This is a genomic window from Streptomyces sp. NPDC034084 (assembly GCF_055575535.1).
Genome location: NZ_JBVISK010000003.1, coordinates 403,231 through 427,969, shown reverse-complemented (window position 1 = coordinate 427,969; position 24,739 = coordinate 403,231). Strand labels below are relative to the sequence as shown.

Sequence of the window (24,739 nt, the reverse complement as noted above, 5' to 3'; positions counted from 1 at the left end):
CGGGAGCGAGGGAAGCCGCATGCGCGCAGACCAGCCGGACACACCCGGGACGCCACCGACGGCGGGCGCCCTGTCCGGGATCGTCGTCGCCGACTTCGGCCGGGTGCTCGCCGGGCCGTACATGACGATGCTCCTCGCCGACCTGGGCGCGGACGTGATCAAGATCGAGCGGCCGGGCTCCGGGGACGACACGCGCGCGTGGGGTCCGCCGTTCGCCGCCGGGGAGGCCACCTACTTCCTCGGTGTGAACCGGAACAAGCGCTCCGTGGCACTCGACCTCACGGACCCCCAGGACCTGGCCACGGCCCGCGCGATCGTGGACCGCGCGGACGTCCTCGTCGAGAACTTCCGCCCCGGCACGATGGAGAAGCTCGGCCTCGGCTACGAGGACGTGCGTGCGGGCAACCCCGGGCTCGTCTACTGCTCGGTGACCGGCTTCGGCACCGCCGAGGGCGCCCGGCTGCCGGGCTACGACCTGCTCGTCCAGGCCATGGGCGGCCTCATGAGCGTGACGGGCGAACCGGACGGACAGGGCACGAAGGCCGGGGTGGCCCTGGTCGACGTCATCACCGGCCTCCACGCGGGCCTCGGCGTGCTCGCCGCCCTGCGGCACCGGGAGCGCACCGGCGAGGGCCAGCGGGTCGAGGTCTCCCTGCTGACCTCCCTCCTCTCGGCGCTCACCAACCAGGCCGCCGCCCACCTCGGGGCCGGGGTCGTGCCGCGCGCCATGGGCAACAGGCACCCGAGCATCGCCCCGTACGAGGTGTTCGAGGCGCGGGACCGGCCGCTGGTCCTCGCCGTGGGCAACGACCGGCAGTTCGGGGCCCTGTGCGAGCGGCTCGGCCGCCCCGAACTCGCCCGGGACCCCCGCTTCGCCACGAACACGGCCAGAGTCGCCCACCGGGAGGAGCTGGTCGAGGCGCTGGCCGGCCCGCTCGGCGGCCGTACCGCCGACGGCTGGTTCGAGGAGCTCACCGCGGCCGGCGTGCCCTGCGGGCCGATCAACGACCTGGCGGCCGCCTTCGGCCTCGCCGACCGGCTGGGGCTCGCCCCGCGCGTCCCGGAGTCCGCGGCCGGTCCCGGTCAGGTCGCCAACCCGATCCGGCTCGACGCCACCCCGCCCTCCTACCGCACCGCTCCGCCCCGCCTCGGCGAGCACACGGACGGGGTGCTGTCGGAGCTGGGACGAGTTGTCCACAGGGCGTCAGCGGCGGACGGCAGCGCGTAGGAAGATGGTCGGCACCGGCGGCGGGGCCCGCCGGCGAGGACGTGAGGGAACGGAAGGTCACAGGCGATGAGCAGCGCGGCGGAGAGGCGGCGGCCGCAGACGGCCCAGCAGTTCGTCCTGGAGGAACTGCGGCGCGCCATCACCAGTGGCGAGCTCAGGCCCGGCGGGCCGATCCGCCAGGAGGCTCTGGCGGCACGGTTCGAGGTGAGCCGGGTCCCCCTGCGGGAGGCCCTCAAGGCCCTGGAGGCGGAGGGCCTGGTGGTCCATCACGTCCACCGGGGCTACTTCGTCGCGGAACTCTCCCTCGCCGACCTGGAGGAGATCTACCGCATCCGGGAGCTCCTGGAGACCGAGGCGGTCCGTATCGCCGTGCGGCGGATGCCGGACGGCACGGTCGGCACGCTCGAACGGATCCAGCGGAAGGTGGAACGGGCCGCCGCCGCGGGGGACGTGGCCGCGATGGCGGCGGCGAACCGGCTCTTCCACTTCACTCTGATCGAGGCCTCCGGGATGCCGCGCCTCGTGCGGCTCATCACGACCCTGTGGGATTCCACCGACGCGTACCGCTCGCTGTACTACACCGAGGCCACCCACCGGAAGCAGGCCGTGCACGAGCACCGCGCCGTGCTCTCCGCGCTGCGCCACAGCGACGAGGAGGCCACCGTCCGCTGGCTCGACGAGCACCGGGCCCACGCGGTGGCGGCACTGCGCGAGGTCCTGGACCCGGAAGACCCGGAACAGGACTGACCGCGCGGGGCCCGGAGCCGGATCGGCCTCACTCGGACGCGCCGGATCCGGCACCCGCGCGCCGGGCCGCGCCGGCCACGAGGAGGAGCACGGCCGCCACGGCCATGGCCCAGGGGGCGCTGTCGGAGGTGTACGACGGGTCCGTGAACATGCTGCCGGCCACGAGCCCCAGGAACGCGCCGGAGGCCAGGAACCCGGTGCCGGCCGGCATGTCGTCCGCCGTCCGCCACCTCCTGCGCGGGATCCACAGACGCAGCAGGTCCACGGTCACCGCGAGGGACGCCAGGCGACCCACGACGGCCCACCACAGGGGCGTCGCGTCCGTCTCGCCCGCGCCGAACGCCACGGTCGTGCAGAAGAGCGCGACGGGCACGAGCCAGCCGAGGCTCGCCCGGATCCCGAGCGTCTCGACGGCCTCCGCACCCGGACCCACACCCGCCTCCGGCACCCCCTCCGGGGAGCGAGGGGCGGGAATCAGCGGCGGGGCGGACGGCACCGGGCGAAGGGCCCGGGTACGCGCACGGCGGTCGCGGAACCCGAGATCGCCGTACTGAGCGACGTGGGCGGCCAGTTCGGTCCGGAGCGTGAGCAGCCGCTCCGCCGTCTCGTCGAACTCGGCCCGGCGCCGGGCCGACTCCTCCGCCGCCTCGCGCTCGGCGCCGGTCAGCGCCGCCAGGCGCTCGGCGTGGAGCCGTTCGGCTTCCGCCCGGGCGGCTTCGGCGGCCTTGGGCACCTCGGTGAGCTCCGCCTGGAGGCGTACCCGCTCGTTCTCGATGATCTCCTCGACGCGGTGCCGCTCGTCCGGCGGAAGGTCCTTCGGCGCGCGGGCCTCCGCCCTGGCGACGGCGGCCCGCCGCCACTCCATCAGCGGCCTGCCACGGTGTTCGCCGATGCCGTTGATGTGGACCTTGCGGCCCTGGGTGCGGTGGATGTAGAGCACCTCACCGCCGCGCCCGTTGGGGGCCTTGCCCCAGCTGACCCGCTTGAAGTCGGCGGCCGTGGTGATGCCCTGTGCCGCGAGGTCGCGGACCAGTCCGCTGCCGATGCCGTTCACCTCGCTCGCCGTCAGGCGGGTGCCGCGCAGCGACCGTTCGATCGACGCGCGCCGCAGGACGGAGAGCGCCTGGCGCTCGCGTCCGGCGCGCTTCCCGTCCAGGCCGTCCAGACGGGCGGTGAGTGACCGTTCGCTCCTGGCCCGCTTCTCGTGGACGCGCTGCAGGACCTTGCCGTGTCGCGCCTCGGCACGGGCCCGTTCCCCGGCCTCACGGTTCAGCCGCCGCCGGTCCGCGAGCTCGAACGGGCGTCGCGCCGACAGGAGTCGGCGATGGGCGCCGACGGACTCGACGAGCCGGCGTCGCTCGGCACGTATCCCGGCCGGACCGGTGTTCTGGAGGGGCGTGGTGCTGTCGATCACAGAGTGGGCTCTTCGGTGGCTGGTGAGAACAGGGGGCCTCATTATCGCCAGCCCTACGGGTCGCCCTCGCCCGGTGGCTCCCCCCGGCGTCCGGCGTGGATCGGGGCCCGCGGGGCGCAGTGGGGCTGCGGATACCCTGGCGCCGGACGCGAGGAGGAATCATGGCGCGGATGCCGTCGGCCGAACGACGCAGGCAGCTGGTCGAGGCGGCGATCAGGGCGATGACCAGGGACGGTGTCGCCCGGACCACGACCCGGTCGATCTGCGCCGAGGCGGGGGTCTCGCTGAGCGTCTTCCATTACTGCTTCGACTCCAAGCAGGCGCTCCTCGAAGCGGCGATCGAGACGATCACCGGCACCTACGTGGAGCGCGTGATGTCGGCGGTCGAGCCGGGAGCGACGCTGCGCGAAACGGTCCGGGGTGCTCTGCAGACGTATTGGGACCACGTCACGGCCCACCCGGGCGAGCACATGCTGACGTACGACCTCACCCAGTACGCCCTGCGCGAGCCCGGCTTCGAGCATCTGGCGCGCGCGCAGTACGAGCAGTACGTGGCGTCCGCGTCGGCGCTCGTCGAGCAGGTCCGGGAGGCGCGGGGCCTTGAGCCGCGGGTGCCGGTGAAGGTGCTCGCGCGGTATCTGGCGGCGGCGATCGACGGGCTCACCCTCCAGTTCCTCGTCCTCGGTGACGAGCAGGCCGCCGCCGAGCACCTGGATCTGACGACCGATCAACTCGTTGCCATGATGGAGGGTTGAGCCCGGCGAGCGAGTTGGCGCTCCCTCAACAGGTCATTTGACCCGGACTCTTGACTCGCACCCTCCGCACCGCGATCCTCGGGGCGCCCGGTACTCCCCCACCGTCCGGAGGCATCGCAGCTCATGACTCGACCCTTTTCGCGCGGGAGCGGCGGCGGATCCGCTCTCCTGGCGCTGTTCCTGGCCCTCGCCGCGGTGCTGTTCGGCTCCGCTCCGGTCCCCGCCGCCGCCGGTGGCACGTGGTGGGAGGCCTCGTCCCGGCCGGCGCCGGACTCGCAGATCAACGTCACGGGCGCGCCGTTCACGGGAACGGACGCGCAGGGGAAGGTGCGCGGGTTCGTCGACGCGCACAACCATCTGATGTCCAGCGAGGGCTTCGGCGGCCGGATGATCTGCGGGGCGCCGTTCTCGCAGGCGGGCGTCGCCGATGCCCTCAAGGACTGTCCCGAGCACTACCCGGACGGCTCGGGGGCGATCTTCGAGCACCTCACGGGCGGTGACAACGGCAAGCACGATCCGGTCGGCTGGCCCACCTTCAAGGACTGGCCCGCCCACGACTCGCTGAGCCACCAGCAGAACTACTACGCCTGGGTCGAGCGCGCCTGGCGCGGCGGCCAGCGGGTGCTCGTCAACGACCTGGTGACCAACGGCCTGATCTGCTCGCTCCTGCCCCGGGACCGCAGCTGCGACGAGATGACGGCGATCCGGCTGGAGGCCCGTAAGACGTACGAGATGCAGGACTACATCGACGGGATGTACGGCGGGCCCGGCAAGGGCTGGTTCCGGATCGTCACCAGCGCGGCGCAGGCCCGCTCGGTGATCCAGCAGGGCAAGCTCGCCGTCGTCCTCGGCGTGGAGACCTCCGAGCCCTTCGGCTGCAAGCAGATTCTCGACGTCGCCCAGTGCGGCCAGGCGGACATCGACAAGGGCCTCGACGAGCTGTACGCGCTCGGCGTGCGCAGCATGTTCCTCTGCCACAAGTTCGACAACGCGCTCTGCGGCGTCCGCTTCGACAGCGGGACGACGGGTGTGGCGGTGAACATCGGCCAGTTCCTGTCCACGGGCACCTTCTGGGCCACCGAGAAGTGCGCGGGCCCGCAGCACGACAACCCGATCGGTCTCGCCGCGGCGCCGCCCGCGATGGCCGAGAAGCTGCCGCCGGGGGTGAGCGTCCCCTCGTACGCCTCCGACGCCAGGTGCAACACCCGCGGGCTCACCCGGCTCGGGGAGTACGCCGTGAAAGGCATGATCCAGCGCGGCATGATGCTGGAGCTCGACCACATGAGCGTCAAGGCCGCGGGGCGGGCGCTCGACATCCTGGAGGCCGAGGAGTACCCGGGCGTCCTGTCCAGCCACAGCTGGATGGACCTGGACTGGACCGAGCGGCTCTACCGCCTGGGCGGTTTCGCCGCCTCGTACATGCACGGCGCCGAGGGCTTCGTCGGCGAGGCCGGACAGAAGGCGGAGCTGCGGAAGAAGTACGGGGTCGGGTTCGGCTACGGCACGGACATGAACGGGGTCGGCGGCTGGCCGGGCCCGGTCGGAGCCGGCGCGCCGAACGCGGTGAAGTACCCCTTCCGCAGCTTCGACGGGGGCTCGGTCCTCGACCGCCAGGTCACGGGTGAGCGCACCTGGGACCTCAACACCGACGGCGCCGCGCACAACGGTCTCGTGCCGGACTGGATCGAGCAGATCCGGCTCACCCCCGGCGGGCAGAGCGTCGTGGACGAGCTGTCGCGGGGAGCGGAGTCGTACCTGACCACCTGGAAGCGGACGGAGGACCACGAGCCGGGCGTGAACCTCGCGGCCGGGCAGCCGACGTCGGCCAGCACCACCCAGTGGTGGAACCCCTTCGTGAACTTCTCGCCGGGTCTCACGGTCGACGGCGACACGGGGACCCGCTGGGCCAGCGAGTGGTCGGACGACCAGTGGCTCCGGGTGGACCTGGGGTCGGTGCGCCCGGTCGGGCGGGTCACGCTCGACTGGGAGCGGGCCTACGCCCGCGAGTACCGGATCGAACTGTCGGACGACGGTACGAGCTGGCGGAACGTGTGGTCCACGGACGCGGGTGACGGTGGCTACGACACGGCGGAGTTCGCTTCGCAGCCGGCCCGTTACGTGCGCGTCCACGGGGTGAGGCGGGCCACGGACTGGGGGTACTCGCTCTACGAGGTGGCCGTCAACAGGTCGTGAGCCTACGCGCCGAGGGGGCCTGCGGGATCCGGATCCCGCAGGCCCCCTCGGTGTCCTCGGGAGTGCTCTCAGCCGGTGGTGGGGCCGGTCCAGTCGCCGGGGACGCGGGCCAGCCGGACACGCTGCGGGTGGTCGCCGACGTCGACGCTCGCCACGCGCCGCCCGGTGCCGAAGTCGATCGCGGTGACCCGGTCCGCGCCGCTCTCGGAGATGACGCAGGACGCGCCGTCGCCGCTGACCGTCGCCCAGTAGGGCTTCGAAGCCGGGACGAGCGGGCCCTCCTGGAGGGTGGTGCGGTCGACCACGGTCGCGTAGTCGTCCATCGTCCCGGCGACGCAGAGCTTGCTGCCGTCCGCGTTGATCGAGAGGCCGTGGTGGCGCGAGTCGTTGACCCAGGTGGTGCGGTCGGGGTCGGTCGCCGGGTTGCCGGGGAGGTTCTTGAGGCGGGTGATGCGGTCGGAGTCGATGTCGTACTCCAGGAAACCGTTGAAGAAGGAGACCTGGAAGTAGATCTTCTTCTCGTCCGGCGTGAAGACGAGGGGGCGGACGGCGTCGGAGAGGTCGCCGCGTCCGAAGGCGTCCAGGCGGGCGCGCATGTCGATGACGCGGACGGTCTCGAAGGTGCGGGCGTCGACGACGGTGATCTTCCGGTCGCCCTTGGTCCAGTCGAGCCAGGGGGCGTCGAGTGCGGTGGTGACCTCGCCGATGGACATGTTCCAGAGGAGTCCGTCGGAGGTGAAGACGTTCTCGTGGGGCTTGTCGCCGGTCTTGAAGGAGCCGACCTGCCGTCCCGTGGCGATGTCCAGGACGTGCACGGTGTCGGCGGTGGAGGCGGAGACCGCGACGCGGGTGCCGTCGGGCGAGACGGCCATGTGGTCGGCGCGGTAACCGGCCACCGGGAAGCGCCAGTTGATGTGCCCGGTCCGCAGGTCGAGGGAGACGACGTCGGCGAAGCTGGGGCGGGAGACGACCATCGCGGAGCCGTCGGGGGTCGCGTACATGTCGTCGACGAACTGGTCGTGGCCCTCGCCCGGTCCGCTGCGGACGCCGAGGAAGAAGGCGAGCCTGACGGGGTTCAGGTAGATCTCGCGCAGGCGCTCCTCCTTGTCGGGAACGACGTCGACGCGGCCGACGCGGTGGAAGTCGCCTCGGGAGGCGATGACGTCGGCGGTGCCGTCCCAGTTGTTGCCGACGAACATCACCTCCTGGAGCCCAGGGGAGGATCCGGGGGTGGATGGCGAGCCGGGCACGGTTGCCGAGCCGGCACTCGCGGACGCGGCGACGAGAGTGAGGGAGGCCGCGAGGGCTCCGAGGAAGCGGCGGGTCCCGGACGTGCGGGGAGAGGGCATGGGGGTCCTTCTTCCGTGGCGCGACGACGACTTACCGGAGGTAACCACGGTCACGTCCGGCCTCACAAGCCCCTGTCGCGCCCCGCTTCCCGCTTCCCGCCCCGAGGTCCGTCCGGTCACCGCTCCGGCCTCCTCACGCCCGGACGGCCCGCCGTGCGGGATCATGGAATCCGGAACGCAGAAGGGACGGAACGGACGATGAGGCACCGCAGTGTCGCGGACCTGATGACGCCCACCGCGGTCGCGGTGCAGCGCGGGACGTCGTTCAAGGAGATCGCGCGGCTCCTCGACGAGTACGGCATCACCGCGGTCCCGGTGGTCGACGAGGAGAACCGGCCGGTGGGGGTCGTCTCCGAGGCGGACCTGCTGCGACGGCACACGGCGAAGGACGGCCCGAGCACGGCGGAGGCCATGATGTCGAGCCCCGCCGTGACGGCCCGGCCCTCCTGGACGGCCGTCGAGGCGGCCCGTCTGATGGAACGGCACCGGGTGAAGCGGCTCCCGGTCGTCGACGCGGACGGCCGGCTGATCGGGGTCCTCAGCCGCAGCGACCTCCTCCAGCTGTTCCTGCGGAGGGACCGCTCGATCCAGGAGGAGATCCGCGAGGACGTGATCGTCCGCATCCTGCGCCTCTCCCCCTCGGCCGTGCACATCGACGTGGACGAGGGCCGGGTGACGCTGAGCGGCACCCTGGAACGCCCGGGCCTCGGCCCGATCCTGGTCCGCCTGTGCGAGACGGTGGACGGGGTGGTGGAGGTCGTGGACCGGATGGCGTACGAGGAGGGCGAGAGCGCGCGTTAGGCACCGCACGGCAGGGGCTCAGGAGCCCCGGTTCCGCCCACGCCAGGGCCAAGGGCCCGGGCCCCGCCCCCGGACTGACCGTGCCCCCGGGCTCCCGACAGACAGGGCGGTTCCGTCAGGAGACCGCCTCCGGCCAGCCGTACCCGGGGCCGGTGTGCTGGGGTACGGTCCCGGCGCCCACCGCCTCCATCTCCCGGTTGGCCTCCCGCATGAGCTTGCCGGCCAGGTCCTTCATCGCCCGGCTCGCGGCGAGTTCGTCGCCGATCGCCGGCACGTCCACGTCCGCCGGGTTGCATCGCGCGGAGCCGTGGCCGGTGAGGGTCGAGTTGCCGGTGTCCAGCCGGGCCTCGGCCCTCGTCCTGCCGCTCTCCTCGGTCAGTTCCAGGCCGACCGTCCACTCCAGCGTGCGGCTCATGGTCCGCCTCCTCGCCTCGCCGGGCCGCGCGAAGACGAGGCACGGCCCCTTCCGGTACCTCCAGGATCCATCGCCCGGGGCGGGAACGCGCGGGGAGTGGCCGGCGCACGGCATCTGCGGAAGCCCTCGGTCTCCCTTGGAATAGGCGCGCTCCCCGGGCCGGAGGCCCGGTCCGCCATAGGCGTCTCAGTAGGCTTCCCCCATGAGACATCAGGATCCCGATGGGACGGCGGTCGGCGGCCCGGCACAGCCAGTGGCCGATCTGAATCTGCTGCGGACCTTCCTGGCGGTCCACCGCTCCGGTTCCTTCACCGCCGCCGCCGGGCTCCTCGGGCTTTCGCAGCCGACGGTGACCACGCAGATCCGGGCGCTGGAGCGGCAGACGGGCCGCGAGCTCTTCGAGCGGCTGCCGCGCGGTGTCGCCCCGACCCCCGTCGCACACGACCTCGCGGCCCGGATCGCCGGGCCCCTCGACGCTCTGGCCGCCGTCACCGGGCACGAGGCCGGGCCCCACGAGCAGGCCGCTCCCGTGCATCTCGCGGGCCCCGCCGAGCTGCTCTGCACGCGCGTCCTGCCCGCCCTCGCGCCACTGACGGCCGAAGGCGTACGGCTGAGGGTCACCCCGGGTCTGACCGAGCCGCTCCTCGACGGGCTGCGCGCGGGCCGGCACGACCTGGTGATCGCCACCTTCCGGCCGCGCGGGCGGGCGCTGACCGCCGTGCCGTTCACCGACGAGGAGTTCGTCCTGGTCGCGGCTCCGGTGTGGGCCGACCGCGTCAAGGAGCGGCCGGACGTGGCGGGGCCTGCGGCGCTGCACCCCCTCCCCCTGGTCGCGTACGCCGAGGATCTGCCCATCGCCCGCCGCTACTGGCGGCATGTGTTCGGGGCGCGGCTGTCCCGCCCCGCCGCCGTGACCGTTCCGGATCTGCGCGGGGTGCTCGCCGCGGTCGTCGCCGGGGCGGGGTTCAGCGTGCTGCCCCGCTACCTCTGCGAGGCCGAACTGCGCTCCGGCGCCTTGGTGCCCCTGTACGAACCGGAGGACCCGCCCTTCAACACCGGCTACCTCGTCCAGCGCCCGGGCCGCCCCGACAACCCCGACGTCGGCCGCGTCCGGGACCTCCTGACGGAGGTGGGAAGGAGCTGGTGACCCGGGGGCGGGCAGGGCGTGGGTCCCGGCGCCCGCAGGGCGTGGTCCCGAGGTCCGGGGGCCGTCGAGTGCTCCTGCTATAACCGGCACATGATCTACCACGTGGTCACGCCCGCCGAATGGTCCGCCCGGCCGGAGGAGCCGTACGCCCCCGCCTCCCTGGAGGAGGAAGGTTTCGTCCACTGCTCCCCCGACGTGCCGACGACACTCGCCGTCGTCAACGCCTTCTACCGCGGCACCCCCGGGCCGCTCCTCGCGCTCCTCGTCGACGAGAGCCGGCTCGCGGCCAGGACGGAGTGGGAGGCCGCCGTGCCGACCCCGCCGCCCGGCGTCTCCGAGAGGACCCTCTTCCCCCATGTCTTCGGTCCGATCGACCGCGCCGCCGTCGACGAGATCCTGGAGGTCACCTGGGACGGGGACGGACGGGCGACCGGGCTGGCGAAGACCCTCTGACGGGCCCGGTCCGCCCCGTCGGCCCTCCCCGCCTCCCACCCCGCGCCCCACGCCCCTCCCCGCACGGAGTATCTGGTCCGGTGCCGCCCGGAGCGGCCCGCACCCCAGGTGCCACGCCGGGCAGGCCCGCTCCCGCCGACGTCCCGTCGACGCAGGGGTCGCCGTCGCCGTATGCGGTTCCCGCCGCTCTCGGTTAGACCTTGATCAGAGGGTGTCGGCCGGCCCGCCGGAAGCCTCTCGTCCGGCGTCACGTACCGCCCGCCTCCCGGGAGGAAGTCGATGATCACCCGTCGCAGTGTGCTCGGCGGGGCTCTCGCCGCCGCAGGCCTGCCGCTCCTCGCCCCCGGCACCTCCGCCGGGGGCGAGGCACACGCGGCGCGGGCCCTGCCGCAGGCCGGCCCCCACCATGTGCGCATCCCCGTACCGCCCGCGTTCACCACGGCCATGCCGGTCCCGCGGGTGCTGCGCCCGCTCTCCGCGACGGGCGGCGTGGACTGCTACGAGCTGACCATCCGCAAGGCGACCGCCCAGATCCTGCCGGGCACCGCCACCGATGTCCTGACCTACGACGGGCACTTCCCCGGCCCCGTCATCCACGCCCGCTCCGGGCGCCGCGTCCTCGTCCGCCACCACAACGGCCTCGACGTGCCCGTCTCCGTCCACCTGCACGGCGGGAGCGTCCCGCCCACGTCCGACGGCAACCCGATGGACGTCTTCGCTCCCGGGACCGCGCGGACGTACGCGTACACCAACCGGCAGCCCCACGCCTCGCTCTGGTTCCACGACCACGCCCACCACATGGAGGCCGAGCACGTCTACCGCGGCCTCTCCGGCACCTATCTGCTCACCGACGCCCTCGAACAGGGCCTTCCCCTGCCCAAGGGCCGGTACGACGTGCCCATCACGATCCGCGACGCCCGTTTCGACGAGCGCGGGCAGCTGGCGTACACGATGGCCGACCGCGACCGCACCACCGTCCTCGCCAACGGCAAAGTCTCCCCCTACTTCGAGGTCGCGGCCCGCAAGTACCGCTTCCGCCTGCTCAACGGCTCCAATCTGCGACTCTTCGCGCTGAGCCTGTCCGACGGCACTCCGCTCACCCAGATCGCCTCGGACGGCGGCCTCCTCGAGCGGCCCGTCGCCGTGCCCGTCCTCACGCTATCGCCCGGCGAACGCGCCGACGTGGTCGTCGACTTCTCCCGCTACCCCGTCGGCACCCGGCTGGTCCTCGCGAACACCGGACCCGGCCGGCCCGAGCAGATCGGCAAGGTGCTCCGCTTCGACGTCGTGCGCACCGCCGACGACCCCAGCGGCGTCCCTGAGGTGCTGCGCGTCCTGCCGCCCGCCGCCGCCCTGCCCGCCGCCACCGTCACCCGCCCCATCGAACTCCGCATGGACGAGGACGGGCGCCCCGATCCGCGCGGGTTCATCAACGGGCAGATGTACGACCCCGAGCGCGTCGACACCACCGTGGCCCTCGGTTCGTCCGAGATCTGGAACGTCACCAACGCCAACAAGCGCACCCCGCACAACTTCCATCTGCACCTGGTCCAGTTCCGGGTGCTCGAACGCGGCGGAGCGCCCGCGGGCCCGACCGAGGCGGGCCTGAAGGACACGGTCCGGGTGATGCCGGGTGAGACGGTGAAGTTGCACGTGACGTTCGACGGCTTCCGGGGCGACTACGTGTACCACTGCCACATGCTCGACCATTCGGCCATGGGCATGATGGGCACCTTCCGGGTCCGGTGAGGGGCCGCCCGGCGTGACACGCCAGGGGCCCGGCGTAGAGTGTCGGCGGGCGCGGTGTGATCACGAGGAGTTTCTGTGACCGCGGTCAGCCTTGAACACGCCAGCGTCCCCGCCGACACCGGTGAGGTGACCCTGCTGATAGCCCGCCGGGTCGAGCCGGGCCACGAGGCCGCCTTCGAGCGGTGGGCGAAGGGCATTCTCGACACCGCGGCCGCCTTCCCCGGCCACCTCGGGTACGGACTCTTCCGCTCCTCCGGCGGCGACGCCCCCTGGTTCCTCGTCCACCGTTTCCAGGACGCCGAGGCGTGCCGGGCGTGGCAGGAGTCCCCCGAGCGGGCCGCGTGGTTCGCCGACTGCCAGGGGCACCACCACACGGAGATCGCCCGGCGCAGGCTGACCGGCATGGAGACCTGGTTCGCGAAGCCGGGGTCGACCCGGCCCGCGCCGCCCCGGTGGAAGATGGCGGTCAGCGCGACCCTGGCGATCTACCCGATCTCCGTGCTCGGCGGACTCTTCCTGACCCCGCACCTCACGGCGCTGCCCCTCCTGCTGAGCAGCGCCGTCGTCGCCGGCGTCTTCAACGTCCTGATGACGTACGTGGCCATGCCCGCCGTGAGCAGACTCCTGCGCGACTGGCTCACGCCGTAGCGCTCGGAGAGCTGTCAGTCGAGGCAGAACTCGTTGCCCTCGATGTCCTGCATGTGGATGCACGACTCGTTCTCGTCATCGGCGAACAGGGTGCGCACGTGTACCGCGCCGAGCTCTACGAGCCGTGCGCACTCGGCCTCGAGGGTGGCGAGGCGCTCCTCGCCGACGAGGCCGGTGCCGGCCCGCACGTCGAGGTGCACCCGGTTCTTGACGACCTTCCCTTCGGGAACGCGCTGGAAGAGCAGTCGCGGGCCCACGCCCGAGGGGTCGGAGCAGGCGAAGTAGACGACCTTCTTCTCGGCCGGGAGCGTGCCGTGGTACGCCTCCCACGTGTCGAACCCCTCCGGCGGCGGCGCGATGACGTACCCCAGCACCTCGCACCAGAATCGGGCCAGGCGCACGGGTTCCGCGCAGTCGAAGGTGACTTGGAACTGCTTGATCAACGTCATCGGGCCACCCTAATGGCTCGTGCCGCTCCCCCGCTGTCCTGGAGGCGGTGAGCACCGGACCCGTCGCCCCCGTGCTGGTGGGAGGCCGTTGCCGAGAAGGCAGCCAGGCGGAACACGCCGGACCGTCGTGCCCTCGCCCGGGATCTCGGCCGTTCCGTTCCTGACCCCGGACCTTTCAGTCGTTGTCGTTGTAGAAGGCGATGCCTCGCCAGTCGGTGACGCACGAGCGACTGAGGAAGATCCAGCCGATCGCGCTGTCGCGCACGACGATGGCCGGGTTCGAGCCGTTCGTCGTGAAGCGGTACATGACAGTCGAGCCCGGCCTGCCGGCCACGTCCCGCAGCGAGCCGTCGCTGTAAGCGCTGGTCGTGTAGTAGTTGTAGTACGCCGTACAGGCCGGGTCGACCGTGATCGCCGTACCGTCCGTGGCAGCGTGTGCGGCCGCGTTGAAGTTGTAGCCGACTGTCCGGCGGTGCGCGATGTTGTCCTTGACCGCCTCGCTGCACGACTCCGCGACTGATGCGGTCGGGCTGGAGCCGAGGGCGCCCGGCGGTATCCAGGCGCAGATGTTGTTGCCGCCCCAGCTGCGCCCGTAGTGGTAGTTGCTGGCGGCGGTCTGGTGGACGTCGAAGGACGAGCCGGCCAGGGCGGTGCCCACCCAGTAACCGCAGACCTTGTTCTGCATCCAGGTGCCGGCCGGGACGGTGCCGGAGTTGTTGCACGCCGCCGGCTTGGGCGAGTTCGGCTGGATGGTGTACCTGTTCACGTTCGCCTGGGAGGTGCCGGGCATCAGGCCGACGAGCGTGACCGCCGCGGCGAGGACGGTGGCTGCGCGGGTGCGGCGGCGGAGAGTTGTACCGGTGTCGGTCGTCACTGGGTCTCCTTCGTGGTGGGCTGGGGCGTGGGGCAGAACGGTCAGCGGCCACCAGGGGCACCGAGGGCGGCGCACGGCGGGTCGGCCGGGTCCGGCTGCGGGGGCGGGGACGGGGACGGGTACAGCCGACCGACCGGGACGGGCGGCGACTCCCCGGAATCGGTTGACGAAGTGCGGGAGCATTCCCGAGCGTCTGCCACAGAGCCGCACGAGAGCGCGTGAGGCGCCGCCAGGGCCAGGGCCTGTCCTACCGTGCTCGGCAGGACAGGCCCGGCGCCTCTCCCGGGGTCAGCAGAACCAGCCGTCCTGGACCCAGCCGTGGCGGTTGATGGAGCCGTAGGCGAAGCCGTACACCCAGCCGGACTGCTTGCTCTCCACCAGGAAGGTCTGGCCCTGGTAGAGGGTGCCCATCCAGGCGCCTGCCGGGGCCGTGCGGACGAAGAGGTCCTGGGCGCAGACCGTCTCGCGTTCGCCGATGGTGCCGTTGGCGGCCTGGGCGGGTCCGGAGCCGAGCAGCAGGGCCGCTCCGACGGCGGCCGCCACCGCCGCGGTGCGGGCGGTGCGAAGTGCGGACATGACGTTCCCTCCCGAATCCCGGCTCACCAGGAGCCGTAGCCGCCGATGCATTCGTAGCGCACGTAACCCCAGTCGTTGGGGCCGAAGTCGAAGGTGGCGGCCCAGCCGTTGTAGACCGGGTGGGCGCCTCGGGTGTGGCCGACCTTGTCGCCGTACGACAGGGTGCGCAGGAAGCCTGTCGGACCGGAGGAGCTGTCGTAGTTCGCGTAGAAACTGGCGCTCTGGCAGATGATGATCGCGTGTTCGGGCACCACGGCCGCCTGGGCCGGCGATTGCAGCAGCGCCGCTGCGGCGACTGCGGCTGCGGCCGTGGCAAGCACTCGTCTGGTGTGCGGCATCGCTCATCGACTCCTTGAGGCGAGATCACCGGGATGCGGTCAACGCGCGTAAACCATAGACGGACGGTTGTCATGACCACAACAGTTCTCGTGGCGAGGAACGCGTCTGACAGGCCGCCCCTCGCCACGAGGCCGGCTCGGGGTCAGCAGCCGCCGCAGTTGTAGAAGGTCACGTCCCAGTGGCTGCCCTCGTCGGCGTAGACGTTGCCCGCGCCGGACTTCCACTGCGGGGCTCCGTCGCCGCGCAGCCCGATGTAGGCGAACGTGTTCTTGATGTAGCTGCCGAGGCAGGTGTACTTGCTGAAGTCGAGCTTGTAACCGTTCCAGTGCGAGTACGTGCCGCTCGCGTGGCCGGTCTCGGTGCCGCCGGTGATGTTCAGGGCGCAGCCGCTGGCGCTCTTGAGGGTCTGGGCGCCCTGGGCGGTGGCGAGGTTGAGCTGCTCGAAGGACGTGCAGGTGGAGTTGTAGCGGTCCGAGCAGCCGCCCGAGGACGACCAGGTGATCCCGGAGTTCCGGAACATCGAGGTCGCGGTGGCGTGGCTGATCTTGGTGACCGCGTGGGCCTCGCCGGCGGCGGTGAGAACGCCGACGCCGGGCGCGAAGAGCGCGCCGAGGACGAGGGCGAGAGCGGTCAGGACGGAGCGAAGCGCGGTAGCTCGTGTACGGGTCGCGGCCGTGTCGCGGACGGAGTGACCGTTGGGCACCTGCGGAGACTTCATGGATTTCCTCCTGGTCGGCTTCGGCGAGTGGGTACGGGCGGTGCGGGGGTGCGTGAGCGACCGACCGCGAGGTCTACCCGCGTCGACCTCTGGACGCGGAAGGCCCCGGGGCACGGGGTGTGGGATCAGACGGCGGAGCGGAAGGCCGGCAGGTAACCGCTGGACTGGCCCGTGGCCGTGGGGTGGTAGCTGTCCGAGACGGGCACCGAGACGCTGTGCAGCCAGGCGGCGCTCGAGCAGATCTCGTGGCCGGTGAACTCGTCCACGACGCTGGAGTAGGAGAACCCGGCGTCGGCGGCCTGCTTGGCGAGCATGCCGTTGAGGGCGTCACTGCCCCGGTTGATTGCCGCCCGCTCGGTTTCGCTCAGCCCGACGATGCAACCGCCGTTCAACTGGTAGAAGCGCGGGTATCCGAGCACGACGACATGAGCCTGCGGCGCCCTGCTCCGGATGGCGCCGTAGAGAGAGGAAAGAGCTCCGGGCAGGGTGTTGTTGACCTGCGCGATGGCGTTGTTGACCGCGTTGACACAGGTCGTCTCGCTCTGCAGGACGCAGGTCTGCATGACGTTCGCGAACCCGACGTCGTTGCCGCCGGCGGTGACGCTGACGAGGGTGGTGGAGGTGGTGAGCGGGGCCAGCTGGCCGCTCTTCACGGTACTGGTCGTCGCTCCCGAACAGGCGGTGAAGGAGAACGACGCCGGGGCGTTGGCGGCCGCCCACAGGGAGGGGTAGGCCTTGCTGCTGCGCTGACAACTGCCACTGTCGGACAGGTAGCTGCCGGCGCCCACCCCGGAGGAGTAGGAGTCCCCGAGAGCGACGTACCGCTCCCCCGTCGCCGCGGCGGCGGAGGCGGGCAGGGCCAGGCCGGCGCTCGCGGCGACCATCGCCAGCAGCGCGAGCAGAACCCTTCCAAATCTGGGCACGGACGTGGGAATGGACATGGACATGACAGGCGACTCCTCAGGATGACCCGTGACCGGGAGTTGTTGAAGAGTCACTCTTCTAGCAGCGATCACAGCCCGCGCGATAGACGTGTGAACCGGCTAGTTGCCTCGGCCTCCGTCGAGGGGCGAGGACGCGCCCCGACAAACCACCGAGCGAGCAATCAACCGGTCCCATCCGCACCGGCCGCTGTCACCCCGGACACGACCACCGCGGCCGCGAGTGCCGTGGCACCGCGAACACGGCGCCCCCGGCGCTCTGGCCGCGGGGGGGAACGGCCGGAGAAGTCCGCGTACGCGAAGGGCGCACGACCTGACGGGCACCCTTCGACGGCGACGTGACAACGCCTCCCCGTCGGCGGCCGGCCACAGAGGTGTAGAGGTGAGCCTCGGGGCAAGACGGGAGAGATGACGACCTCTCTCGGTGCCTTCGTCCTCGGTACGCCCGATCCTCCCGCGCTCGCCGACTTCTACCGAGCGCTGCTGCGCTGGGAGGAAGTCGAGCGCGCGCCGGAGTGGGTCCGGCTGCGGGCTCCCGAACAGGAACGTCCCAGCCTCAGCTTCCAGCTGGAAACCGATCACACCCCTCCCACCTGGCCGCAGCGTCCGAAGACTCAGCAGATGCAAGCGCACCTGGACCTGCAAGTCGACGACCTGGAGGCGGAGACCGAGCGGGCTTGCGCCCTGGGCGCGACGGTGGAGGAGTACCAGCCTCAGAAGGATGTGCGGGTCCTCCGCGACCCTCACGGCCATCTGTTCTGCCTCTTCCTTCCCGGCGCCTGAACGCCTCCCCCACTTCCACCTTCTCCGCCGACGGCCCTGCCCGTCCCGACAGAGGGCGACGCGCTTCCTCTCACCCTTCCCCCTACGTCGCGGTTGCCCCCAGGGCAGCGACGGGGAGCACGCAGCCGGGTCCCAAGCGGCATGAACCACGCCCTCTTCGCCTGCCTGCCACAAAATATCCGGTGGCGGGCCCAGCTGCCGGTGGTGAAGATCGCGGCATGGACATCTTCCTGGAGACCGATCGGCTCGTGCTGCGCGCGTTCACCGAGGCCGACGTCGACCACCTGCTCGCACTGGACAACGACCCCGACGTCATGCGCTTCATCAACGGCGGCCGGCCCACGAGCCGCGAGACGATCCTGGGACAGACCCTGCCCAGGCTTCTCCACGACTACCCGTGCTTCGGGACCCGCGGCTACTGGGCCGCGCAGGAGAAGGAAACCGGGACCTTCCTGGGCTGGTTCGAATTCCGCCCCCTGGACGAGCACAGCCCCGCCGTGGTCGAACTCGGCTACCGGCTGCACAAGGCCGCCTGGGGAAACGGCTACGGCACCGAGGGTTCACGGGCCCTGATCCGCAGCGGTTTCACAGATCTCGGGGTGGAACGAGTCACCGCGAACACCATGACGGTCAACACGGGATCCCGGCGTGTAATGGAGAAAGCGGGCCTGTCGTTCCTCCGCAACTTCACCGGGGACTGGCCTGATGCGATCGAAGGCTCCGAGGCCGGGGAAGTCGAGTACGAACTCACCCGAAGCGAGTGGGAACAGCGTAAGTAGGGGTCGGTCGTTCAGCTGGAAGTTCAGAGGTTCCGCTGTGAACAGGCAATCTTGCCCCCAGGCGATCCACAACTCTTGACAACTGCTCCGATGGGAGCAAGCAGCCTCCTCTCCCTGCATGACTCGGCAGAGATGTTTCTCGGCCTCACCAGCAACGCTCTGAGTGCGCGGGTCGACCGGAACACCCATCCGATGCCCGGAACGGGCCGAAGCATACCGGGGCGGTGCCGCCAGGTTGAGGTCGCCGAACAGGCGCTGACGGACACCTTCACGTTCTTCGACGACCACGGCGCCGATCGCCGGCCGCTTCTGAGAAGCCCTGACAGAATGCGTTCTCTTTAGGGTGGATGGTAGTTCGCTGCCCCATACGGCGCTGCCCTAGAGTCGCCGCATGCGACGAAGAACAGGGCTGGCGATAGCTGCGACTGCGGCCCTTGCCTGGGGCGAGTGGATGAACTGGCGCTGGTCCCGAGCCCTCGTGGGGAGCAGCGGGGGCGCATCAGAAGCCGTGGTCGTGTTGGGCTACCGGAACCGACATTCGACGGCGAACTTCATCAACCGCTGGCGCGTTCGTGCCGGAATTCGCTCCGTTGCCGCCGGCGGTGCGCGAAGCACCCTCGTGATCTTCAGCGGTGGTGCGACCGGCAGCTACGCCGCGGAAGCCCAGCTGATGGCTGACTACGCGAAGTCGGTACTCGGGTTCGACGGCACGGTGCTTCTCGAAGACCAGAGCGCGACGACATGGGAGAACATCACGAACGTGATCCCGCTGCTTGAGGATGTCGACCACATCAAGATCGCCTCCCAACCAGCTCACGCGCTCAAGGCCCGTGCGTACTTGCGGCGGCAGCGCCCTGATCTTGCTGAGAGGCTCGTGCGAGCGGATGACTACCGTCCTGGCGAGTGGATGATCGGTAAACCGCTGTTGGCTCTGTACGGGCTTTGGACACTCCGTGGCATCAAAGCCGAGGAGCGGGGGGGGGGGGTGACGCCATGTCAAATCAGTCGGTGATGGGGCAGCATCAGGATCTCGCGAGTCCGCTTTCGAGCACCACGGACCGCCAAGATCAATGACAGCTCTCACCAGGAGGTATCCATGAGGATGCTGATCAACGTTCCGGAGACCGTCGTCGCCGACGCGCTGCGGGGGATGGCCGCGGCGCATCCCGAGTTGACCGTGGACGTGGAGCGGCGCGTGGTGGTGCGGCGGGACGCGCCCGTGGGGGGGAACGTGGCGCTGGTGTCCGGCGGCGGGTCGGGGCACGAGCCGCTGCACGGGGGGTTCGTGGGACCCGGGATGCTGGCGGCCGCCTGTCCGGGCGAGGTGTTCACCTCGCCCGTGCCCGATCAGATGGTGCGGGCCGCGGCCGCGGTCGACAGCGGGGCCGGGGTGCTGTTCGTCGTCAAGAACTACACCGGTGACGTGCTGAACTTCGAGATGGCGGCGGAGCTCGCCGAGGACGAGGGCATCCAGGTCGCGAAGGTCCTCGTCGACGACGACGTGGCGGTGACGGACAGTCTGTACACGGCGGGCCGGCGGGGCACCGGGGCCACGATGTTCGTGGAGAAGATCGCGGGCGCGGCCGCCGAGGAGGGCGCCCCTCTGGAGCGGGTCGAGTCGGTCGCCCGCCGGGTCGCCGAGCGGTCCCGCTCCTTCGGGGTGGCCCTGAGCGCCTGCACGACCCCCGCGAAGGGCAGCCCGACCTTCGATCTCCCCGAGGGGGAGCTGGAGTTGGGGATCGGCATCCACGGCGAGCCGGGTCGGGAGCGGCGGCCCATGATGACCTCGCGGGAGATCGCGGACTTCGCCGTCGACGCCGTCGTGGAGGACCTGCGTCCGTCCGGTCCGGTCATCGTCCTGGTGAACGGCATGGGCGGGACCCCGCTCCTGGAGCTGTACGGGTTCAACGCCGAGGTGCAGCGGGTCCTCGGCGAGCGGGGGGTGCCGGTGGCCCGCACACTGGTCGGGAACTACGTGACCTCGCTCGACATGGCCGGCTGCTCGGTGACCCTGTGCGAGGTCGACGAGGAGCTGCTGCGCCTGTGGGACGCCCCGGTCCAGACGCCCGCGCTGCGCTGGGGCCGGTGAGCCGGGAGAGGACGAGGGGAAGGGAGCGACATGACGGAGACGATCGGCGCCGGGTTCCTGGTGCGCTGGCTGGCCGCGGTGGCCGTGGACGTCGACCGGGAGGCGGAGCGGCTCACCGAGCTGGACTCGGCGATCGGCGACGCCGACCACGGGGCCAATCTCAAGCGGGGGTTCGCCGCCGTGACGGAGGTCCTGGCGAAGGAGCCTCCGGCGACTCCGGGCGCGGTGCTGACCGCCGCCGGACGGCAGCTCATCTCCACCGTCGGCGGCGCTTCGGGACCGCTGTACGGGACGCTGCTGCGGCGCACCGGCAAGGCCCTGGGCGAGGACGCGGAGGTCACCCGGCACCGGTTGGCGGAGGCGCTCGGTGCCGGGGTGACCGCCGTGTCGCAGCTGGGCGGTGCCCAGGTGGGCGACAAGACGATGCTCGACGCCCTCGTGCCCGGCGTGGAGGGGCTGCGGAGCTCGTACGAGGCGGCCCGCGCCGCCGCCGAGGAGGGCGCCCTCGGAACCGTACCCCTCCAGGCGCGCAAGGGGAGGGCCAGTTATCTCGGGAAGCGGTCGATCGGGCACCAGGATCCGGGGGCGACGTCGTCGGCGCTGCTGTTCGCGGCGCTCGCCGTGACCGCGCGCGCGGAGGGGGCGCGATGAGCCCCGCGGCCGGAGCCGCCGGGGCCCCGGAGCCGTTGGCAGCCGACTCGGCGCCCGTCGGCATCGTCCTCGTCTCGCACAGCGCGGCGGTCGCGACGGCCGTGGCCGAGCTCGCCCGCGGCCTCGCGGGCGTCGGCGACCTCGCGCCGGTCCTGCCCGCGGGCGGGACGCCGGACGGCGGGCTCGGGACGAGTTCCGAGCTGATCCGCGCGGCGGCGGAGGCCGTCGACCGGGGCGCCGGGGTGGCGCTCCTCGTCGACCTGGGCAGCGCGGTCCTCACCGTGAAGGCGCTCCTCGCCGAGGGTGACGAACTGCCCGCGGGCTCCCGTCTCGTGGACGCGCCGTTCGTCGAGGGCGCGGTCGCCGCGCTGGTGACGGCGAGCGCCGGCGGCGACCTCGACGCGGTGGCGGCGGCGGCCTCGGAGGCGTACTCCTACCGCAAGGAGTGAGCGCGCCGCACGAGTGCGTGGAGTGATCATCGGGGCGCGCCGCGTGGCGACCGTGTTGTGATCCAGCAGGTCAACACACTAATGTCGCAGGGCCTTGGTGTACGGGAAACCGGTGCGGTACCGGTGCGGCCCTCGCCACTGTGATCGGGAGGTCCGGCTCCACCCCCGGGGGGAACACCTCGGGGAAGCCACTGGACCGGCGCGGGAGACCGCGGCGGTGTGGGAAGGCGGAGTCGGGCCGTATGACCGTCAGCCAGGAGACCGGCCAGGGTGCGTTGTCCATCCACGAGGTGCTGGAGAGGGTCTCCCGATCATGCATATAGCCGAGGGGTATCTGCCCCCTGTGCACGCCGCAGCCTGGAGCGTCGCGGCCGCTCCGTTCGTCGTCCACGGGGTACGCGCGCTGACCCGCGAGGTACGGTCGAATCCCGAATCCACCCTGTTGCTCGGTGCCTCCGGCGCCTTCACCTTCGTCCTGTCGGCGCTCAAGCTGCCGTCCGTGACGGGTAGTTGTTCCCATCCGACCGGTACGGGTCTGGGCGCGATCCTCTTCCGGCCGCCGATCATGGCCGTCCTGGGGACGATCACCCTCCTCTTCCAGGCCCTGCTGCTCGCGCACGGCGGGCTGACCACGCTCGGCGCCAACGCCTTCTCGATGGCGATCGTCGGGCCGTGGGCGGGGTACGGGACGTACCGGCTGCTGCGGCGGTTCGGTGCGCCGCTGATGGTGGCCGTCTTCTTCGGCGCGTTCGTCGCCGACCTGTCGACGTACTGCGTCACCAGCGTGCAGCTGGCCCTGGCGTTCCCCGACCCCGGCAGCGGTGTGCCCGGCGCGCTCGCCAAGTTCGGCGGGATCTTCGCCGTGACCCAGATTCCGCTGGCGGTGAGCGAGGGTCTCCTCACGGTGCTCGTGATGCGGCTGCTCACGCAGTCCAGCAAGGGCGAGCTGACCCGGCTGGGCGTGCTCGCTCCGGCGCGGCGGGAACAGCACGAGGAGGCGGCGGCGCGATGAGCCGTAACGCGAAGATCAACACCCTGCTGCTGCTCGTCGTCGCCGCGCTCGCGGTCCTGCCGCTCGCGCTCGGCCTCGGCGACCACAAGGAGCAGCCGTTCGCCGGTTCCGACGGCGAGGCGGAGACCGCGATCACGGAACTCCAGCCGGACTACGAGCCGTGGTTCAGCCCGCTGTACGAGCCGCCGTCCGGCGAGATCGAGTCGGCGCTCTTCGCCCTCCAGGCGGCGATCGGCGCCGGCGTGCTCGCGTACTACTTCGGCCTGCGCCGCGGCCGCCGCCAGGGCGCGGCGCGGGCCGCGGCCGAGGCCGGGGGCGGGGCCGTCGTGGGCGGGACCGTCGGGGCCGAGGCCGCCCAGGCGGCGGGGACGAAGGCTGAGGCGGTGGGCGACCCCACCGACGATGACGGCCCGGCAACCGCGAGCGGCGGACCGGGCGCCGGTGCGCCCGGCACTGGTGCCGTCGGCGCGGGCGTTTCCTCCCCGGTCGACGGTTCGGACGCGTAGCGCCGATGCTGCCGATCGACGCGGCGGCGCACAGCAGCCGCTGGCGCCGCCGCCACCCCGTGGAGAAGGCCCTCCTCGGCTTCGGTCTGACGCTGTGCGCGGTGGGGCTGCCCCCGTGGCCCGGCGCGGTGCTCGTGGCGGCGGCCACGCTCGCGGTGCTGCTCGGTCCGGCCGGTGTGCCGGGCCGGCAGCTGTGGCGCGCGTTTCGCATCCCGCTCGGCTTCTGTGTGACCGGGGCCGTTCCGCTGCTCTTCGAGGTGGGAGGCCCCCGGGGGATCGTCGCGCTCGCGCCAGGCGGGCCCGTGCAGGCGGGCGAGCTGCTGCTTCGCACCGCCTCGGCCTCGCTCGGGGTGCTGCTCTTCGCGTTCACGACGCCGGTGTCCGACGTCCTGCCCCGGCTCGTCCGGGCGGGGGTGCCGGCGCCCGTGGTGGACGTGGCGCTCGTGATGTACCGGATCATCTTCCTGCTGCTCGACGCCCTGACGAAGATCCGGCAGGCGCAGGCGGCGCGGCTCGGGCACACGACCCGGGCCGCGACCTGGCGTTCACTGGCCGGGCTCGGCGCGACGACGTTCGTCCGGGCCTTCGACCGGGCGCAACGGCTGCAGTCGGGCCTCGCCGGGCGCGGTTACGACGGGACGCTGCGCGTTCTGGTGCCCGCCTGCCCCGTCTCCCGGCGGTTCCTCGCGGCGACGGGCGTGCTCCTCGCGGGGCTCGTCGCCCTCACCCTCGTATTGGAAAGGTTCCTTCCGTGACGTCTCCGACGCCTCCTGCCGCCGTCGTGGAGCTGGTGAAGGCGGGTTTCGCCTACGAGGACGGGCCCGCGGTCCTGTCGGGCGTGGACTTCGCGGTGGCGGAGGGGCGTGCGATCGCGCTCCTCGGCCGCAACGGCAGCGGCAAGACGACGCTGCTGCGGCTCCTCAGCGGGGGGCTGCGGTGCGGGAGCGGGTCGCTGCTCCTGGACGGGACCGAGGTGACGTACGACCGGAAGGGGCTGACCCGGCTGCGGACCACGGTTCAGCTGGTCGTGCAGGACCCGGACGACCAGCTGTTCGCCGCCTCCGTCGGCCAGGACGTGTCGTTCGGTCCGATGAACCTGGGGCTGCCCGAGGAGGAGGTACGGCTCCGGGTGCGGGAGGCCCTGGAGGCGCTGGACATCGTCGCTCTGGAGGACCGGCCGACGCATCTGCTGTCGTACGGGCAGCGGAAGCGGGCCGCGATCGCGGGCGCCGTCGCGATGCGTCCCCGGGTGCTGATCATGGACGAGCCGACGGCCGGGCTCGACCCGCACGGGCAGGAGCGGCTGCTCGACGCCCTGGAGCGGCTCCGGGAGGCCGGGACGACGGTGGTGATGGCGACGCACGACGTGGACCTGGCGCTGCGCTGGGCGGACGAGGCGGCGGTGCTCTCCCCCGCCGGGCTGCGCACCGGCCCCGTCGCGGAGCTCCTCGCGGACGACGCCCTGCTGGCCGCGGCCCGCCTGCGCCGGCCCTGGGGCACGGCCGTGGCACGGCTCCTGCGCACCCACGGCCTGCTGGGCGCGGACGCGGCGGAGCCCCGGACACCGGAGGACCTGGACGCGTGGATCACGGCACACTTGGCGGCTACCGAGTAGTAGACATCACTCCCGGATTCTTCTGCAACTAGTTGCAGAAGGCGCGCGGGGTCGCCTAC

28 protein-coding genes and 1 riboswitch are annotated in these 24,739 nt (G+C 71.8%); of the genes, 19 read left to right on the top strand and 9 right to left on the bottom strand.

The window, feature by feature from the left end:
• The first annotated feature begins 19 nt into the window (after positions 1-19).
• Positions 20-1,228, top strand: a complete 1,209-nt coding sequence (locus ACZ51I_RS12905) for a CaiB/BaiF CoA transferase family protein (RefSeq protein ID WP_468874701.1) — start codon at positions 20-22, stop codon at positions 1,226-1,228.
• Positions 1,229-1,294: 66 nt separating this feature from the next.
• On the top strand, positions 1,295-1,975 hold the full coding sequence (locus ACZ51I_RS12900) for a GntR family transcriptional regulator (protein WP_468874699.1): 681 nt from the start codon (positions 1,295-1,297) through the stop codon (positions 1,973-1,975).
• A 28-nt stretch (positions 1,976-2,003) separates the two neighbouring features.
• Here the strand turns inward: ACZ51I_RS12900 and ACZ51I_RS12895 are convergent, their stop codons facing one another.
• Positions 2,004-3,389 (bottom strand): hypothetical protein, encoded by a 1,386-nt coding sequence (locus tag ACZ51I_RS12895; RefSeq protein ID WP_468874697.1) that lies wholly within the window; start codon positions 3,387-3,389, stop codon positions 2,004-2,006.
• Positions 3,390-3,550: 161 nt separating this feature from the next.
• On the opposite strand from ACZ51I_RS12895, the gene ACZ51I_RS12890 reads away from it, so the two are divergent.
• A complete protein-coding gene (locus tag ACZ51I_RS12890) occupies positions 3,551-4,144 on the top strand; it encodes a TetR/AcrR family transcriptional regulator (protein ID WP_468874695.1) in 594 nt (197 codons plus the stop codon).
• Between the two features lie 123 nt (positions 4,145-4,267).
• Positions 4,268-6,337 carry a galactose-binding domain-containing protein gene (locus tag ACZ51I_RS12885; RefSeq protein WP_468874693.1) on the top strand — a complete coding sequence of 690 codons (2,070 nt, stop codon included), beginning with the start codon at positions 4,268-4,270 and terminating at the stop codon, positions 6,335-6,337.
• Positions 6,338-6,405: 68 nt separating this feature from the next.
• Here the strand turns inward: ACZ51I_RS12885 and ACZ51I_RS12880 are convergent, their stop codons facing one another.
• Positions 6,406-7,686: a YncE family protein gene (locus ACZ51I_RS12880; RefSeq protein WP_468874691.1), complete on the bottom strand. Its 1,281-nt coding sequence runs from the start codon at positions 7,684-7,686 to the stop codon at positions 6,406-6,408.
• A 198-nt stretch (positions 7,687-7,884) separates the two neighbouring features.
• Here ACZ51I_RS12880 and ACZ51I_RS12875 point away from each other — a divergent pair, with 198 nt between their 5' ends.
• Positions 7,885-8,487: a CBS domain-containing protein gene (locus tag ACZ51I_RS12875; RefSeq protein WP_468874688.1), complete on the top strand. Its 603-nt coding sequence runs from the start codon at positions 7,885-7,887 to the stop codon at positions 8,485-8,487.
• Positions 8,488-8,602: 115 nt separating this feature from the next.
• On the opposite strand, the gene ACZ51I_RS12870 is transcribed toward ACZ51I_RS12875, so the two are convergent.
• Complete coding sequence (locus ACZ51I_RS12870; RefSeq protein WP_468874686.1) at positions 8,603-8,902, bottom strand: DUF1876 domain-containing protein; 300 nt, start codon at positions 8,900-8,902, stop codon at positions 8,603-8,605.
• A 202-nt stretch (positions 8,903-9,104) separates the two neighbouring features.
• On the opposite strand from ACZ51I_RS12870, the gene ACZ51I_RS12865 reads away from it, so the two are divergent.
• The 4 genes from ACZ51I_RS12865 to ACZ51I_RS12850 all read left to right on the top strand — a co-directional run bounded on the left by ACZ51I_RS12865 (position 9,105) and on the right by ACZ51I_RS12850 (position 12,899).
• On the top strand, positions 9,105-10,049 hold the full coding sequence (locus tag ACZ51I_RS12865; RefSeq protein ID WP_468874684.1) for a LysR family transcriptional regulator: 945 nt from the start codon (positions 9,105-9,107) through the stop codon (positions 10,047-10,049).
• A 90-nt stretch (positions 10,050-10,139) separates the two neighbouring features.
• Positions 10,140-10,502, top strand: coding sequence for a DUF952 domain-containing protein (locus tag ACZ51I_RS12860; protein WP_468874683.1), 363 nt, complete (start codon positions 10,140-10,142; stop codon positions 10,500-10,502).
• 279 nt (positions 10,503-10,781) lie between these two features.
• Entirely contained in the window at positions 10,782-12,251 is a 1,470-nt protein-coding gene (locus tag ACZ51I_RS12855) for a multicopper oxidase family protein (protein WP_468874680.1), read from the top strand.
• A gap of 75 nt (positions 12,252-12,326) precedes the next feature.
• The gene (locus tag ACZ51I_RS12850) at positions 12,327-12,899 is read left to right on the top strand and encodes an antibiotic biosynthesis monooxygenase (protein ID WP_468874677.1); all 573 of its coding nucleotides are present in this window, start codon (positions 12,327-12,329) and stop codon (positions 12,897-12,899) included.
• Positions 12,900-12,913: 14 nt separating this feature from the next.
• Here the strand turns inward: ACZ51I_RS12850 and ACZ51I_RS12845 are convergent, their stop codons facing one another.
• The 6 genes from ACZ51I_RS12845 to ACZ51I_RS12820 all read right to left on the bottom strand — a co-directional run bounded on the left by ACZ51I_RS12845 (position 12,914) and on the right by ACZ51I_RS12820 (position 16,739).
• Positions 12,914-13,348, bottom strand: a complete 435-nt coding sequence (locus ACZ51I_RS12845; RefSeq protein WP_468874674.1) for a VOC family protein — start codon at positions 13,346-13,348, stop codon at positions 12,914-12,916.
• 175 nt (positions 13,349-13,523) lie between these two features.
• Positions 13,524-14,222 (bottom strand): hypothetical protein, encoded by a 699-nt coding sequence (locus ACZ51I_RS12840; RefSeq protein WP_468874672.1) that lies wholly within the window; start codon positions 14,220-14,222, stop codon positions 13,524-13,526.
• Positions 14,223-14,510: 288 nt separating this feature from the next.
• On the bottom strand, positions 14,511-14,798 hold the full coding sequence (locus ACZ51I_RS12835; protein WP_468874670.1) for a hypothetical protein: 288 nt from the start codon (positions 14,796-14,798) through the stop codon (positions 14,511-14,513).
• 23 nt (positions 14,799-14,821) lie between these two features.
• A complete protein-coding gene (locus ACZ51I_RS12830; RefSeq protein WP_468874667.1) occupies positions 14,822-15,136 on the bottom strand; it encodes a hypothetical protein in 315 nt (104 codons plus the stop codon).
• A 143-nt stretch (positions 15,137-15,279) separates the two neighbouring features.
• A complete protein-coding gene (locus ACZ51I_RS12825) occupies positions 15,280-15,855 on the bottom strand; it encodes a hypothetical protein (protein WP_468874665.1) in 576 nt (191 codons plus the stop codon).
• Between the two features lie 125 nt (positions 15,856-15,980).
• Positions 15,981-16,739, bottom strand: a complete 759-nt coding sequence (locus ACZ51I_RS12820) for an SGNH/GDSL hydrolase family protein (protein WP_468875627.1) — start codon at positions 16,737-16,739, stop codon at positions 15,981-15,983.
• Between the two features lie 465 nt (positions 16,740-17,204).
• Here ACZ51I_RS12820 and ACZ51I_RS12815 point away from each other — a divergent pair, with 465 nt between their 5' ends.
• From ACZ51I_RS12815 to ACZ51I_RS12770, 10 genes are all read left to right on the top strand, one after another.
• Positions 17,205-17,579 (top strand): VOC family protein, encoded by a 375-nt coding sequence (locus tag ACZ51I_RS12815; RefSeq protein WP_468874662.1) that lies wholly within the window; start codon positions 17,205-17,207, stop codon positions 17,577-17,579.
• 218 nt (positions 17,580-17,797) lie between these two features.
• Positions 17,798-18,358 (top strand): GNAT family N-acetyltransferase, encoded by a 561-nt coding sequence (locus tag ACZ51I_RS12810; protein ID WP_468874659.1) that lies wholly within the window; start codon positions 17,798-17,800, stop codon positions 18,356-18,358.
• A gap of 391 nt (positions 18,359-18,749) precedes the next feature.
• A complete protein-coding gene (locus ACZ51I_RS12805; protein ID WP_468874656.1) occupies positions 18,750-19,370 on the top strand; it encodes a YdcF family protein in 621 nt (206 codons plus the stop codon).
• Positions 19,371-19,454: 84 nt separating this feature from the next.
• Positions 19,455-20,447, top strand: a complete 993-nt coding sequence (gene dhaK, locus ACZ51I_RS12800; RefSeq protein ID WP_468874654.1) for a dihydroxyacetone kinase subunit DhaK — start codon at positions 19,455-19,457, stop codon at positions 20,445-20,447.
• A gap of 30 nt (positions 20,448-20,477) precedes the next feature.
• The gene (gene dhaL / locus ACZ51I_RS12795; RefSeq protein WP_468874652.1) at positions 20,478-21,098 is read left to right on the top strand and encodes a dihydroxyacetone kinase subunit DhaL; all 621 of its coding nucleotides are present in this window, start codon (positions 20,478-20,480) and stop codon (positions 21,096-21,098) included.
• The gene (locus tag ACZ51I_RS12790; protein ID WP_468874651.1) at positions 21,095-21,547 is read left to right on the top strand and encodes a PTS-dependent dihydroxyacetone kinase phosphotransferase subunit DhaM; all 453 of its coding nucleotides are present in this window, start codon (positions 21,095-21,097) and stop codon (positions 21,545-21,547) included. The genes dhaL and ACZ51I_RS12790 overlap by 4 nt, the downstream gene beginning before the upstream one ends.
• Positions 21,548-21,625: 78 nt before the next feature.
• Positions 21,626-21,831: riboswitch (cobalamin riboswitch) on the top strand.
• A 29-nt stretch (positions 21,832-21,860) separates the two neighbouring features.
• A complete protein-coding gene (locus tag ACZ51I_RS12785) occupies positions 21,861-22,559 on the top strand; it encodes an energy-coupling factor ABC transporter permease (RefSeq protein ID WP_468874648.1) in 699 nt (232 codons plus the stop codon).
• Positions 22,556-23,065 carry an energy-coupling factor ABC transporter substrate-binding protein gene (locus ACZ51I_RS12780; RefSeq protein ID WP_468874646.1) on the top strand — a complete coding sequence of 170 codons (510 nt, stop codon included), beginning with the start codon at positions 22,556-22,558 and terminating at the stop codon, positions 23,063-23,065. The genes ACZ51I_RS12785 and ACZ51I_RS12780 overlap by 4 nt, the downstream gene beginning before the upstream one ends.
• A gap of 5 nt (positions 23,066-23,070) precedes the next feature.
• On the top strand, positions 23,071-23,820 hold the full coding sequence (gene cbiQ, locus ACZ51I_RS12775) for a cobalt ECF transporter T component CbiQ (RefSeq protein WP_468874643.1): 750 nt from the start codon (positions 23,071-23,073) through the stop codon (positions 23,818-23,820).
• The gene (locus ACZ51I_RS12770; RefSeq protein ID WP_468874640.1) at positions 23,817-24,680 is read left to right on the top strand and encodes an ATP-binding cassette domain-containing protein; all 864 of its coding nucleotides are present in this window, start codon (positions 23,817-23,819) and stop codon (positions 24,678-24,680) included. The genes cbiQ and ACZ51I_RS12770 overlap by 4 nt, the downstream gene beginning before the upstream one ends.
• Positions 24,681-24,739 lie beyond the last annotated feature (59 nt).

Excerpts from the sequence above, each read along its gene's own strand:
- ACZ51I_RS12905 (WP_468874701.1), top strand. The coding sequence starts at position 20 with ATGCGCGCAGACCAGCCGGACACACCCGGGACGCCACCGACGGCGGGC.
- ACZ51I_RS12900 (WP_468874699.1), top strand. The coding sequence starts at position 1,295 with ATGAGCAGCGCGGCGGAGAGGCGGCGGCCGCAGACGGCCCAGCAGTTC.
- ACZ51I_RS12890 (WP_468874695.1), top strand. The coding sequence starts at position 3,551 with ATGGCGCGGATGCCGTCGGCCGAACGACGCAGGCAGCTGGTCGAGGCG.
- ACZ51I_RS12885 (WP_468874693.1), top strand. The coding sequence starts at position 4,268 with ATGACTCGACCCTTTTCGCGCGGGAGCGGCGGCGGATCCGCTCTCCTG.
- ACZ51I_RS12880 (WP_468874691.1), bottom strand. The coding sequence starts at position 7,686 with ATGCCCTCTCCCCGCACGTCCGGGACCCGCCGCTTCCTCGGAGCCCTC.
- ACZ51I_RS12875 (WP_468874688.1), top strand. The coding sequence starts at position 7,885 with ATGAGGCACCGCAGTGTCGCGGACCTGATGACGCCCACCGCGGTCGCG.
- ACZ51I_RS12870 (WP_468874686.1), bottom strand. The coding sequence starts at position 8,902 with ATGAGCCGCACGCTGGAGTGGACGGTCGGCCTGGAACTGACCGAGGAG.
- ACZ51I_RS12865 (WP_468874684.1), top strand. The coding sequence starts at position 9,105 with ATGAGACATCAGGATCCCGATGGGACGGCGGTCGGCGGCCCGGCACAG.
- ACZ51I_RS12860 (WP_468874683.1), top strand. The coding sequence starts at position 10,140 with ATGATCTACCACGTGGTCACGCCCGCCGAATGGTCCGCCCGGCCGGAG.
- ACZ51I_RS12855 (WP_468874680.1), top strand. The coding sequence starts at position 10,782 with ATGATCACCCGTCGCAGTGTGCTCGGCGGGGCTCTCGCCGCCGCAGGC.
- ACZ51I_RS12845 (WP_468874674.1), bottom strand. The coding sequence starts at position 13,348 with ATGACGTTGATCAAGCAGTTCCAAGTCACCTTCGACTGCGCGGAACCC.
- ACZ51I_RS12835 (WP_468874670.1), bottom strand. The coding sequence starts at position 14,798 with ATGTCCGCACTTCGCACCGCCCGCACCGCGGCGGTGGCGGCCGCCGTC.
- ACZ51I_RS12830 (WP_468874667.1), bottom strand. The coding sequence starts at position 15,136 with ATGCCGCACACCAGACGAGTGCTTGCCACGGCCGCAGCCGCAGTCGCC.
- ACZ51I_RS12825 (WP_468874665.1), bottom strand. The coding sequence starts at position 15,855 with ATGAAGTCTCCGCAGGTGCCCAACGGTCACTCCGTCCGCGACACGGCC.
- ACZ51I_RS12820 (WP_468875627.1), bottom strand. The coding sequence starts at position 16,739 with ATGGTCGCCGCGAGCGCCGGCCTGGCCCTGCCCGCCTCCGCCGCCGCG.
- ACZ51I_RS12815 (WP_468874662.1), top strand. The coding sequence starts at position 17,205 with ATGACGACCTCTCTCGGTGCCTTCGTCCTCGGTACGCCCGATCCTCCC.
- ACZ51I_RS12810 (WP_468874659.1), top strand. The coding sequence starts at position 17,798 with ATGGACATCTTCCTGGAGACCGATCGGCTCGTGCTGCGCGCGTTCACC.
- ACZ51I_RS12805 (WP_468874656.1), top strand. The coding sequence starts at position 18,750 with ATGCGACGAAGAACAGGGCTGGCGATAGCTGCGACTGCGGCCCTTGCC.
- dhaK (WP_468874654.1), top strand. The coding sequence starts at position 19,455 with ATGAGGATGCTGATCAACGTTCCGGAGACCGTCGTCGCCGACGCGCTG.
- dhaL (WP_468874652.1), top strand. The coding sequence starts at position 20,478 with ATGACGGAGACGATCGGCGCCGGGTTCCTGGTGCGCTGGCTGGCCGCG.
- ACZ51I_RS12790 (WP_468874651.1), top strand. The coding sequence starts at position 21,095 with ATGAGCCCCGCGGCCGGAGCCGCCGGGGCCCCGGAGCCGTTGGCAGCC.
- ACZ51I_RS12785 (WP_468874648.1), top strand. The coding sequence starts at position 21,861 with ATGCATATAGCCGAGGGGTATCTGCCCCCTGTGCACGCCGCAGCCTGG.
- ACZ51I_RS12780 (WP_468874646.1), top strand. The coding sequence starts at position 22,556 with ATGAGCCGTAACGCGAAGATCAACACCCTGCTGCTGCTCGTCGTCGCC.
- cbiQ (WP_468874643.1), top strand. The coding sequence starts at position 23,071 with ATGCTGCCGATCGACGCGGCGGCGCACAGCAGCCGCTGGCGCCGCCGC.